The organism is Streptomyces sp. NPDC051310 (assembly GCF_044455245.1).
Lineage (GTDB): Bacteria > Actinomycetota > Actinomycetes > Streptomycetales > Streptomycetaceae > Streptomyces.
In genome coordinates this window covers 1-13129 of sequence record NZ_JBITEO010000038.1, presented here as the reverse complement: position 1 = coordinate 13129, position 13129 = coordinate 1, and the positions used below count along the sequence as shown (strand labels likewise).

Genomic DNA, 13129 nt, shown 5'->3' with positions numbered 1-13129 from the left:
CTGCCCGCACTCATTGACGCCCATAGAGCTCCAGCCCTTTCTACCCCTTTGGCTGCACGATCCGGGAACGGGCTCCGCAGATACACTTCCGCGCCGTCGAATCCGGTGGGACCGGTGCCGGCGCGCGCCCGTCATCCGGCGTACCGCCGCCGTTGGGGGTACGTTCGCGGGGCGTCCCGGGGGTGCGGGGCGGACCGCCGGCCGGGAACGCCCGTAGCCCGCGCGGTGGGGCCGCGCGGGCTACGGGGGGTGCGGTGTCCGGCCGCCGGGGGTGGCGCCGGGAGCACCGGGCGCCGTCGGGCGGACAGGGGTGCGGCGGGGCCGCACCGGCCGGTCTCAGGCGGTGGGCCGCGTCCGCGTCCGCCAGGAGCGGCCGATCGCCTTGACCAGGGACGGCGTCACGAAGATGCGCCGGAAAGGAAGGATGAGGGGCATGTAGACCTTGCCCAGCGTGCCCTTCTTCTTGACCAGCACGGCCATCTGGGCGTGGTGCCTGCCGTTGCCGTCGTCCACCCAGCCGATGTGCATCGCCGCGTGCACGGTCTTGTTGACGACCTCGGTGACCCATTCGTCGGAGCTCTGGTAGACCGACTTCATCGGTACCACCTTCAGGTCCGGCCCGCGCGGGCCGTCGCGCAGGTCGTCCGGCAGCCGGTCCCTCAGGGACGGGTTGCGCGGGCCGAGGCCGTGCTTCTCCTCGTCCCACTTGAGGATGGCGCCGAGCCGCCAGCGGATCGCGAACAGCAGCTTGTACATCGGCGACGGCTTGAAGTCGGCCCCGTCGCTGTCGAACTGCTGGACCAGGAGGGCCAGGTCGTCGGGACCTCCCGGGGTGTCCAGGTCCCAGACGTCCTCGATCTCGAAGTCCTTGATGAACTCGTGGATCCGCCAGGGCCGCTCGGTGAACGCGGTGTTCGGGAGCCTCATGCAAACCTCCATTTTCCGTGGAACGGACGCGCGGGACACGCGCGTCGGAAGTGCCCGCCGGTACGTGCGTCGCGAGCGGACCTGCGTCCCACCCGGGCGCCCCGGTCCCCCGGGGCCCTGCTCCTGACGGGCCGGACCACCCCCGCTGGTCCCTCGGTGCGGGGACGGTCCGACGGCGCCGCCAGGTGAACCGGCCACGCGCGGCGGAACCAACCTACCCGGGGGGCCGCCGCGGCGAGGACGGTCCCCCGCGGCCGGCCCCCGGGGCCGCCGGCGTGCCTCACCCCGCGGCCAGTCCGGCCTTCACCTTGCGCGGACGGAACACCATGCGGGCCCCGTTCCGGGGGATGTTGACGACCGTGCGGCTGTGCGCGTACTCCGGCTTGGCGTCGGCGCGCTCGACGTCGCAGGTGGAGAGGATCTCGGTCAGTGTCGCCTTGATCTCCACGAAGGCGACGCGGTCGCCGAGGCACCGGGTGTGGCCGCCGCCGAACGGGATCCAGGTGTGCGAGGCGGGCTTGACGCCGAGGAAGCGCTCGGGCCGGAACTCGTCGGGCTGCGGGTAGTTGTGCTCGTCCCGGTTGAGCAGGTAGGCGCTCGCCCACAGACGGTCGCCGGGCTCGTACCGCACACCACCGATCTCGACCTGCTTGACCACCTCGCGGGGGACGATCTGCTGGATGGGCGGGCCCAGCCGCAGCACCTCGTGCACCACCGCGGTCAGGTACTCGTCGCCCGCGCCCTCCTCGATCTCCGCGCGCAGGCGGCGGACCACCTCGGGGTGCTGGGTGAGGAACTCCAGCGCCCAGCAGATGGCGGCGGCGGTGGTCTCGGTGCCCGCCAGGAACTGCGTCATGATCTCGTCGCGCATCTCGATGCGGCTGGGCTTGGAGCCGTCCGCGTTGGTGATGCCGAGCATCACGCCGAGGAGGTCGTCACCGGCCGCGCCGGAGCGCACGCGCTCCTCGATGGCCGCGTCCACCATCCGGTAGACGCGCTCGCGGCGGGTGAGGAACTCGTTGACGCCGTTGGGCCGGAGCAGGCGCAGCAGCTTCACCCTCCAGGCCGGCATCCGGTGGAACATCGTCATCGACGCGGGGCGGGAGTTGAAGTCCAGCATCTTCATCACCTCCTCGAACATCTGGTCCTCGTTCGACGGGCGGTGCTCACCGAAGAGCACCTCCATGATCACCTTGGTGGTGTAGCGGTGTGCGAAGGGGTGGACCGACACGACCTGGTTGCGGGGCCAGGACGCCACGGTCTCCTTGGCCAGCCGGCCGACCGCCTGCTCGATGCGCTTGAGCGCGTCGCCCCGGAAGCTCGGCATGACGCTGCGCCGCCGCGCGGTGTGCGCGTCCTCGTCCAGCCAGGCCAGGCCGTTCTGGCCGGTCCACTTCTCGATGGGGCCGTTGCTGGAACCGGTGTGCAGGACGTCCCGGGGCGCGAGGAACATGCTTTTCACGTCCTCCGGCGCCGAGATCACGTGGATGCGGATGCCGGGGATGATCTGCACCCGGAACCGGCTGCCGTACTTGGCGCGGCAGCTCTTCAGGAAGGGCTCGGGGCGGGCCCAGATGCTCAGCACCTGCCGCAGCCGGGCCATTTCCACCATGGGCAGCGAGGAGGACGGCACGACCGTCCGGGCGGCGGGGGCGGAGTGGTCGATGGGGCACTTGCCGCCGGACGCGGCCGCCGCCTCGTGAGCGTTGCTGGAGTGGTCCATGTTCGTTGCTTCCTTATCTCGTTGCCGCAGGGGTCATGTGGTCTTGCTTGTCGTCCTCGCCCGTACCGGCCGGGGCGGGCCGTCTCACCGGGCCGACCGCGAACAGGGCGAGTCCGCTGACGAGGCCGGCGCCGGCCATGATCAGGAACGCGGCGCGGAAGGAGGACAGGTCGGGGGTGCCGGCGAGGACGGCGGCGACCACGGCGACGCCGAGGGCCATGCCGATCTGGCGGGACATCGACGCCATGCCGGTGCCGGTGGCGACGCGCTCCGGCGGCAGGGACAGCGTCGACGCCGCGGCCAGGGCGGGCAGGATCAGGCCGAAGCCGATGCCGCCGATGATGGAGCCGGGCAGGAAGTGGCCGGTGAAGTCCGGGGTGCCGTCCAGCACGCAGGCCCACCAGATGCCGCCCGCCGCGAAGGCGGAGGCACCGGCCAGGCCGACCAGGTGCACCCCGTAGCGCACCGCGAAGATACCGCTGGGCACGGCGAACACGGTGGCCGCCACCGGGCCCGGCGCGATCTCCAGGGCGCCGCGCAGGGTGGAGTGGCCCCAGACCTGGGTCAGGAACAGGATCGTCGACATGGCCATCGCCCCGACGCCCATGAAGAAGAAGCCGGTGGCGACGTTCCCCAGGGCCACGTTCCTGACCGCGAGGATGGCGGGTTCGATCACCGGCGCGGGATGCCGCAGGGCACGGCGCACGGTGTAGGCGAGGCCGGCCGCGCCGACCGCCGACAGGCCGATGACCTGGGCGCTGCCCCACCCCCAGGACTGGCCCTGGGCGATGGTCGCGACGACCGCCGCGACGGACGCGGCGAGCACCACGATGCCGAGCAGGTCCGGGACCGGGCCGTCCTCGGTGGCGGACCGGCGCAGCGACCAGATGCCGATGAGCAGCGCCACCGTACCGAGGGGCAGGTTGACGACGAAGACCCAGCGCCAGTCGATCTCCGCCAGCAGCCCGCCCAGCGGCAGCGCGGCGGCCGAGCCGACCCCGCCGACCGCGGTCCACAGCCCGATGGCGATCCCGCGCCGCTCCGGGGCGAACAGCCCGAGCAGCAGCCCCAGGGAGCTGGGTGCCATCAGCGCGGCGCCGACGCCCTGGAGGGCGCGGAAGGCCACGAGGACCTCCAGGGACGGCGCCGCCGCGCACACGGCCGACACGGCGGTGAACAGTCCGAGCCCCAGCAGGAAGACCCGCTTGCGCCCCGACCGGTCCGCCCAGCGGCCGCTGGGCAGCAGCAGCGCGGCGAAGGTGATCGCGTAGGCGCTCATCACCCAGGACAGGCCGGTGAGGCTGGCGGTCGGGAAGGACTCCTGCATGCTCGGGAACGCGATGTTGACGATCAGCATGTCCACCGCGGAGATGAACACCCCGATGAGGATGACCGTGATGGACATCCCTCGTCGAAGTCTGTCGCTGCTCATGCCTCGATCCACCTTTCGATTGCGTCCGCGGTGGCCGCGGACGCGGCCTCGATCAGGGCGAAGTGGTCGGCGGCGACCTCGACGTGGTCGTCGGTGGCCTCCCACCGCGGGCCGTTCGGCAGCGCTTCGCCGCCGAGCGGCTCGGCCGCCCGGATCATGAGGGTCCTGGTGGCGATCGGTGCCGGCCGCAGGCCGGTGAACAGGCGCAGGTAGGCGCCCATGGACAGCCAGCTGGCGTCGTCGACGGTGACCGGGCGCCGCTCGTGGCCGAGGATCCCCGCCAGCATGGCGGCGAACGCACGGCCCGCCCCGTCACCCTCGCCGTCGCCGTCGCCGTCGCCGTCGCCGTCGAGTGCCAGCGTGTCGATCATGGCCAGTCCGGCGAGCGGTGCTCCGGAGGACTCGAGGCGCTCGGCCAGCGACCGGGCCACGACACCGCCCATGGAGTAGCCGACCAGGACGAACGGGGCGTCCCCGACGGCCTTGCGGACGGCGTCCGCCAGGGCCTCCACCGCCACCTCCCGCGACTGCGGGGAGAGTTCGGTGCCGAAGCCCGGCAGCGAGCACACGAGGACGTCGCGCACTCCCTCGAAGTGGTCGGCCAGGCGCATGAACTGCTCCTGGCCGGAGCCGACCACGTACACGTACGACGGCACGCAGACGATCTTCACCCGGCCCGGCCCGGAGGCCAGCTGCGCCAGGCTCCCGGTCCCGTCGGGCAGTTCGGCGGCCGACGAGAAGACCGGCCTGGCGGCCGCGGTCCCCACGAGCTGCCGCAGCGCCTCCGGCATGGTGCCGGTCCCGGCGGCGTGGCGCAGCCGCACCCCGATCGTGTCCGGGGCCTGTTCGGGCGCGGCGGTGTCCGGCGCCCCCGAACCGACCCTCTTGAGCAGCTGCCGGGCGATCTCCGCCGGGGTGGGGTGCTCGAAGACGAACGAGACGGGCAGGCGCAGTCCGGTGGCCTGCGCCAGCCGGTTGCGCAGCCCGACCGCGCTCATCGAGTCCATGCCCAGGTCCTTGAGCTTGCGTTCGACGTCGATCCGTTCGTCGGCGGCGTGGCCGAGGACGGCCGCGACATGCGTCGTGACCAGGTCCAGTACGACCCGCTCGCGGTCCGCGTCCGGGACGCCCGTCAGCCGCTGCGCCAGCGAGCCGCCGCCCTGCTCGCGCTCGGCGGGCAGGCGGACCAGGCCGCGCAGCAGCGCCGGCAGGGTCCGCTCACGGGCCTGCGACCGCAGCGCCGCCAGGTCCAGCTGCACCGGCGCCAGCAGCGCGGTGTCCACGGCGAGGGCCTGGTCGAACAGCTCCAGCCCGCGCTCGACGGGCAGTTCGGCGGTCCCGGGTGTGGCGGCGTCGCCCGCCCACGGGCCCCACGCCAGCGTGGTCCCGGCGAGTCCGGCGGCGCGGCGCCGCCGCACCAGCGCGTCGGCGGCCGCGTCGGCCGCCGGGTCCTGCGTCCCGCCGCCCCCGAGGGAGGCGAAGGAGGAGCACACCACGAAGGCGCTCAGGCCGGACCGTTCGGTCCGTGCGTGCAGCCGCCAGGCCAGCTCCAGCCCGGCGGGTCCGCCCGCGGCGTGGACGACCGCGGTCAGCGGCCGCTCCAGGGACCCGATCACGGCGTCCAGCCGGTCGGGGGCGGGCGCCTCGACGCGCGCACGGGCGCCGAGCTCCGCCAGCTCCGCCACCAGCGCGTCGGCGGCCGCGCCGGGCTCGTCGAGCAGCAGCAGGTCCCGTACGCCGTGGTGGGCGGCCAGGTGCGTGGCCAGGGCCGCGCCCGCCGGGGTCGCGCCGCCGGTGATGAGCACGGTGCCGCCGGAGAGGGGCGGCACCGCCCGGCCGGCGGAGCCGGCCGGGACCAGGGCCAGGCGGGGTGCCAGGAACTGCCCGCCGCGCACCGCGAGGTGCGGCTCGCCGGCCCGGATGAGGGCGCCCCACTCCGGGCTCGCGTCGCCGTCCGCGTCCACGTCCACGACGAGGAACCGGCCGGGGTGTGCGGACTGCGCGGCCCGCAGGACTCCCCACACCGCGGCCTGCGCCGGGTCGGGGACCTCCTCGTCCCGGACGGCCACCGCGCGGCGGGTCGCCACGATCAGGACGGCGTCGGCGGACGGCGCGTGGTCCAGCCAGTGCCGCACCAGGGCCGAGGCGTCGCCGGCGGCGGCGCGCACGGCGTCGGGTCCGTCCCCGGCGGGGGCGCCGGCCGTCGTGAGCACGGCCTGCGGGGCCGCGGCTCCGCCGTCGACGGCGGCCGCGAGAGCGGCCAGGTCGGCGTAGCGGTCGGCCGCTCCCGCGGGGGCGTCGCCCAGCGCGGCGAGCCGTACCGGCGTGGCCGGTCCGGCCTCGACGGGCGTCCAGTCCACGCGGTAGAGCGAGCTCTGGCCGCGGCGCAGCTCCTCCAGGTGGCCGGGATCGACCGCGTGGAAGGCGATGCGGTCGGCGGCGAGCACGAGCGAGCCGTCCTCGCCGTACACGGCCAGCCGCAGGGTGTCGCCGTCGGAGGTGACGTGGGCGCGGCCCCCGGCGGTGCCGGTCGCGGCGAGCCGCACCCCGGACCAGGAGACCGGCAGCCTGGGCGTGTCCTGGTCGGTGAAGCCCAGCTGCCCGATGTGCAGCGCGGACTCGAACAGGGCGGGGTGGATGCCGAAGTCCGCGGCGCCGAGGTCCCCGGGCAGCGCGAGTTCGGCGTACAGCTCGCCGCCGGAGCGCCAGGCCGCCCGTACGCCGTGCAGGGCGGGGCCGCAGTCGAGGCCGAGGCCGGCCAGCGCGGCGTACAGCCCGTCCACCGCCACCGGTTCGGCGCCGGCGGGCGGCCATGCGCCCGCCCGGCCCACGGCGGGCTCGGTGTCCGGTGCGAGCCAGCCCGTGCAGTGGCGGGTCGACCCGGCGTGCTGGTCGCCGTCGGGGCGGGAGTGGACCGTCACCGGGCGGCGGCCGTCGTCCCCGGGTGCGCCCACGATCGCCTGGATCTGCAGGGCCGCGCCGTCGGCCAGCAGCAGCGGCGCCTCGAACATCAGCTCGTCGAGCAGCGGCGTCCCGACGCCGCGGCCCGCGGCCAGGGCCAGTTCGACCAGCGTCGTGCTGGGCGCGACGGGCAGTCCGAAGGCGGCGTGGTCGCGGAGCCAGGGCTGGGTGTCGTGGGACAGGCGGCCGGTGAGGACCCACTCGTCGCGGTCGGCGAGCTGCATGCCCGCCGTCAGGACCGGGTGCTCGACGCGGCCGAGGCCGGAGGCGGCCGGGTCGCCGCCGGTGGCCGGGCCGGCGCTCGGCCAGTACCGCTTGCGCTGGAAGGCGTAGGTGGGCAGCGGGACCTGCCGGGCGCCGGAGCCGGCGAAGCAGGCGTCCCAGTCCACCTTCACCCCCGCGGTGTGCGCCTCGGCGAGGGAGAGCAGGAACCGCTTCATGCCGCCCTGCCGGCGGCGCAGCGAGCCGACCACGCCGACCCGGCCGGCGCCGGTCGCGGCGACGGTCTCCTCCGTCGCCACGGCCAGCACCGGGTGCGGGGACATCTCCAGGAAGCAGCCCGCGCCGTTCTCGACGAGCGCGCGCACGGCGGGCTCGTAGCCGACGGGGTTGCGGAGGTTGGCGTACCAGTACGCGGCGTCCATGTCGGCGGTGTCGACGAACGCGCCGAGCGCCGTGGAGTACAGCGGGACGTTCCCGCTGCGCGGCTCGACCGGGGCGAACGCCTCCAGCATCTCGGCACGGGCCACCTCGACGTGAGGCGAGTGCGAGGCGAAGGTGGCCGGGATCCGCTTGGCCCGGATCTCCTCGCGCTCGCAGTGCTCCACGAGTGCGTCGATCGCGTCCAGGTCACCGGCGACGATCACGGCCGTCGGGCCGTTGACGGCCGCCACGGAGACGCGGTCGCCGTACGGGGCGATCAACTCCTCGACCCGTTCGGCCGGCAGCGCGAGCGAGGCCAGGCAGCTGGCGCCCATGAGCCGGTCGCGGGCGATCCGGCTGCGCACGGCGATGACGCGGGCCGCGTCGCGCAGCGACAGACCGCCGGCCACGTAGGCGGCGGCCACCTCGCCCTGCGAGTGGCCGACCACGGCGGACGGCTCGACGCCGTAGGAGCGCCACAGCGCCGCCAGGCCGGCCATCACCGCGAACAGCGCGGGCTGCACCACGTCGACGCGCTGCAGCGACGGCGCGTCGGGGGCGCCGCGCAGGACGTCCTCCAGGCGCCAGTCCACGAACTCGGCGAGCGCGGCGCCGCACGCGGCGATCTCGGCGGCGAACACCGTTGAGGTGTCGAGCAGTTCGACCGCCATGCCCTCCCACTGCGCTCCCTGTCCGGGGAACACGAACACCGGCTTGGCGGTGGCGGGGGGCCGGCCGGAGGCCGTCTGCTCGGTCACGTCGCCGACGGCGAAGGCGGCGAGCTCGGCGGCCAGTTCGTCGCGGCCGGCGGCCACGAGCACCGCGTGGTGCTCCAGCCGGGCCCGGGTGGTCAGCTGGGAGTAGCCGATGTCGGGCACGGAGAGCCCGGGGTTCTCCAGCAGGTGCCGCCGCAGGCGCTCGGCCTGGCCGCGTACGGCCGCTTCGGTGCGCGCGGAGAGCAGCACGGGCGTCGCGGGAGCCGGCGCCGCGTCCTCGGAGCCGGCGGCCGGAACGCCGGTGGCACCGGAGCCGGCGGCCGGGGTGCCGGTGCCGGAATCGGCGGCCGGGGCGTCGGTGCCGGTGGCCGGAGTGCCGGCGGGGGCCTCCTCGACGATGATGTGCGCGTTGGTGCCGCTCACGCCGAAGGACGACACGCCCGCGCGCCGGGGACGGCCGGGGGTGGTCCACTCCCGGGCCTCGGTCAGCAGCTCGACCTCACCCGCCTGCCAGTCGATGTGCGGCGAGGGCTCGTCGACGTGCAGCGTCTTCGGCAGTACGCCGTGCCGCATCGCCATCACCATCTTGATGACACCGGCGACGCCGGCGGCGCCGGAGGTGTGACCGATGTTCGACTTGATGGAACCCAGCCACAGCGGGGCGTCCTCGCGTTCGCGGCCGTACGTCGCCAGCAGCGCCTGCGCCTCGATCGGGTCACCGAGGACCGTGCCGGTGCCGTGGCCCTCGACCGCGTCCACCTCGGCCGGGGACAGCCCGGCGTTGGCCAGCGCCTGCCGGATCACCCGCTCCTGCGCGGGACCGCTCGGCGCGGTCAGGCCGTTGCTGGCGCCGTCCTGGTTGATCGCCGTACCGCGGATCAGGCCCAGGATGTGCCGCCCGTTGCGCCGGGCGTCGGACAGCCGCTCCAGCACCACCAGGCCGAGCCCGTCGGAGAAGCCGGTGCCGTCGGCGGAGGCCGCGTAGGCGCGGCAGCGGCCGTCCGGCGAGTTGGCTCCCTGGCGGCTGAACTCGGTCATCGTGATGGGCGTCGTCATGAACGTGACGCCGCCCGCCAGCGCGAGCGAGCACTCGCCGTTGCGCAGCGCCTGCGCCGCCATGTGCAGCGCGACCCCGGAGGAGGAGCAGGCGGTCTCCACCGAGACGGCGGGGCCTTCCAGTCCGAGGGTGTAGGCGATGCGGCCGGAGGCGACGCTGGACATGGTGCCGGTGACGCGGTAGCCCTCGTACTCGCTGGGCACGAGGATGCCGTAGTCGGAACCGGTGATGCCGACGAAGACACCGGTGTCCGTGCCCCGCAGGGAGGTCGGGTCGATGCCGGCGTGCTCCAGGGTCTCCCAGGAGGTCTCCAGCAGCAGGCGCTGCTGGGGGTCCATGGCCATGGCCTCGCGCGGGCTGATGCCGAAGAACTCGGCGTCGAAGTCGCCCATGCCGGCGATGAAGCCGCCGCCCCGCGCGTAGGTGGTGCCCGTCTGCTCGCGGTCCGGGCTGTAGAGGCGCTCCAGGTCCCAGCCGCGGTCGGTGGGCATGGGGCCGATCACGTCGCGGCCCTCGGCCACGAGCCGCCACAGGTCCTCCGCGGAGGTGACGCCTCCGGGGTAGCGGCAGCCGATGCCGACGATCGCCAGCGGCTCGTCCACCGTGCCGCGCCGCTTCTGCGCGGCCGGGAGCGCGGCGTCCGCCGTCCCGTCGGTCCGCGACAGCAGCAGCCGGGCGACGGCCGCCGGCGTGGGGTGGTCGAACACGAGGGTGGCGGGCAGCGGTACGCCGGTGCTCTGCGAAAGCCGGTTGCGCAGTTCGACCGCGCTGACGGAGTCGAAGCCGAGCTCCTTGAAGGCGCGTTCGCCGTCCACCTCGTCGGCGGAGTCGTGGCCGAGCACGGACGCGGCCTGCGCCCGCACCAGGTCGAGCACCACGCCCTCGCGCTCGGCCTCCGGCACGTCGGCGAGGCGCCGTGCCAGGGTGCCGCCGGACGCCGCGCGCCGGGCGGGGACCCGGACGAGTCCGCGCAGCACGGCCGGCAGCAGTCCGGCCCGGGCCTGCTCCCGCAGGACGGCCGGGTCCAGGTCGACCGGGGCCAGCAGCGGCTCGTCCGCGGCGAGGCCGCGGTCGAACAGGTCGAGTCCGAGGCCGGTCGGCAGCGGCAGGATGCCGGCCTGCGCGACGAGCGCGAGGTCGGCCTCGCCGAGCGCGGTGGTGCCGCGGCCGTCGGCCCAGAAGCCCCAGGCGAGCGCGGTACCGGGGAGCCCGGCCGCGCGGCGGCCGTGCGCGAGGGCCGCCAGGGCCGCGTCCGCGGCGGAGGCGGCCGCCTGGCCGGGGATGCCGGCCAGGCCCTCGAAGGCGGAGAACAGGACGAACGCGGAAAGGTCCGCGTCCGCGGTCAGCTCGTGCAGGTGCCAGGCCGTGTCGACCGCCTCCCGCAACACCGTCTCCAGCCGCTCGTCGGAGAGGCTCTCGATCAGCCCCGCGTCGGCCAGCCCGGTGCCGGGTACGCCCGCGGCGTGGACCACCGCGGTGAGCGGGTGCTCCAGGGAGCCGAGCAGCGCGGCGAGCTGGTCCCGGTCCGCGACGTCGCAGGGCGCGACGCGCACGTCGGCGCCGTGGGCCTCCAGGAGCGCGGGGAGGGCGGCGGCCAGTGCGCCGGCCTCGTCCGCGGGCGCGGCCAGCACCAGGTGCCGGGCGCCGTGGCGGGTGACGAGGTGCTCGGCGAACCGGGCTCCGAAGCCGCCGGTGATCAGCACGGTGCCGTCGGGGTCCACGGACCCGGTCCGGTCGGCCCGGACGCCGGTCACCCGGGCCAGCCGGGGGGCGAGGACCTTGCCGTCGCGGACGGCGAGCTGCGGCTCGTCCAGGCCGGACAGCGCACCCCACGGCTGCTCGCCGTCGGCGTCCACGAGCAGGAAGCGCCCGGGGTGCTCCGACTGCGCGGCGCGTACGACGCCCCAGACCGCGGCCTGCTCGGCGTCGGGGGCCTCGTCCCCGGCGGCCACCGCACCGCGGGTGACCACGACGAGCGGGGTCCCGCCCAGCGGCCCGCCGGACGGCCACTGGCGTACCAGTGCGACGGCCCGCGCGGCGGCGTCCCGCACCGCCGACGGCGTCTGCTCGCCTGCGGTGTCGATCCGGGCCAGGACCGCCCGGGGGACGGGCGCGCCGTCGGCGACGGCGCGTTCGAGCGCGGCCGCGTCGGGGTGGCGGTCGGCCACGCCGGCGACCTCGCCCAGCGCGGCCAGCCGCACGGGCGCGGCCGCTCCGGCCGTGACGGGCGTCCAGTCCAGGCGGTACAGCGCGTTCTGTCCGCGGCGCAGCTCCCCGAGCCGGGCGGCGTCGGCGGCCCGTACGGTGATCCGGTCGACGTGCGCCACGGGAGCGCCGTCGGTGTCGAAGACGTCGAGCCGCAGGACGCCTTCGGCGACCGTGGCGATGCGGACGCGCGCCCGGGACACCTTGTCGCCCGCGAGCCGCACGCCCGACCAGGACGCCACGGACGGCGCCCCGCCGGCGGTGGGCCGGTGGGCGGTGTGCAGCGCCGACTCCAGCAGGGCCGGGTGGATCGCGTAGCCGCCGGGCTCGGTGCCGTCGGGCAGGGCGAGTTCGGCGTACACGTCGCCGCCGAGGGTCCACGCCGACTGGGCGCACTGCAGCAGCGGGCCGCAGTCCAGGCCTTGTTCGGCGAGGCTGGTGTACAGCGCGTCGACCGACACCGGTTCGGCGCCGGCGGGCGGCCACTCGCCCGGCCGGGCGGTCAGGGGTTCGGCGTCGGGGGCGATCCGGCCGTGCGCGTGGCGGACGGCCTCGGTGGACTGCTCCTCGCCGGTGTCCGGGCGCGAGTAGACCGACACCTCGCGGCGGCCGTCGGCGTCGGCCGCGCCGAGCGTGACCTGGATCCGTACGGCGGTGTCGTCGCCCAGGACGAGCGGGGCGTCGAGGTCGAGTTCCTCGACGAGGTCGCAGCCCACGTGGGCGCCCGCGGACAGGACCAGTTCGGTGAGCGCAGCGCCCGGCAGGGTGACCGTGCCGAACAGCGCGTGGTCGCGGGTCCAGGGCTGCCCCTGGTGGGAGACGCGGCCGGTGAGGACCCACTCGTCGCGGTCGCCGACCTGGACGGCGGCGGCCAGGACGGGGTGCTCGACGCGGCCGAGGCCGACCGCGGAGGCGTCGGCGAGACCGGTGGCGTCCAGCCAGTAGCGCTTGTGCTGGAAGGCGTAGGTGGGCAGCGGGACCTGCCGGGCGCCGGAGCCGGTGAAGCAGGCGGCCCAGTCGACCTTCACCCCGGCGGTGTGCGCCTCGCCGAGGGAGAGCAGGAAGCGGGGCAGTCCGCCCTCGTCGCGGCGCAGGGAGCCCACCACACCGATCCGGTTGCCCGCGCCGTGGGCGGCGACGGTCCCTTCCACGGCCATGGCGAGCACCGGGTGGGGGGACATCTCCAGGAAGCACCCGGCGCCGTTGTCGACCAGCGCGCGGATGGCGGGTTCGAAGCCGACCTGTCCGCGCAGGTTCCGGTACCAGTACCCGGCGTCCATCGTGGTGGTGTCGATGAACCCGCCGGTGACGGTCGAGTAGAACGGCACCCGGCCGCTCACCGGCCGCACGGCGGCCAGCACCTCCAGCAGGTCCGCCCGGATCGCCTCCACCTGCGCCGAGTGGGAGGCGTAGTCGACGTTGACCCGCCGTGCCCGCACCCCCTCGCGCTCGCACGCCGCCAGGAT

At 75.4% G+C, this 13129-nt stretch carries 4 protein-coding genes; all 4 read right to left on the bottom strand.

The features are described from left to right. Nucleotides 1-336 precede the first annotated feature (336 nt). Nucleotides 337-927: a DUF2867 domain-containing protein gene (locus ACIA79_RS32950; RefSeq protein WP_399432099.1), complete on the bottom strand. Its 591-nt coding sequence runs from the start codon at nucleotides 925-927 to the stop codon at nucleotides 337-339. A gap of 280 nt (nucleotides 928-1207) precedes the next feature. Continuing rightward, nucleotides 1208-2650 (bottom strand): cytochrome P450, encoded by a 1443-nt coding sequence (locus tag ACIA79_RS32945; protein ID WP_399432098.1) that lies wholly within the window; start codon nucleotides 2648-2650, stop codon nucleotides 1208-1210. Between the two features lie 13 nt (nucleotides 2651-2663). Further along, the gene (locus ACIA79_RS32940; RefSeq protein WP_399432097.1) at nucleotides 2664-4082 is read right to left on the bottom strand and encodes an MFS transporter; all 1419 of its coding nucleotides are present in this window, start codon (nucleotides 4080-4082) and stop codon (nucleotides 2664-2666) included. Further along, nucleotides 4079-13126, bottom strand: a complete 9048-nt coding sequence (locus ACIA79_RS32935) for an alpha/beta fold hydrolase (protein WP_399432106.1) — start codon at nucleotides 13124-13126, stop codon at nucleotides 4079-4081. The genes ACIA79_RS32940 and ACIA79_RS32935 overlap by 4 nt, the downstream gene beginning before the upstream one ends. Nucleotides 13127-13129 lie beyond the last annotated feature (3 nt).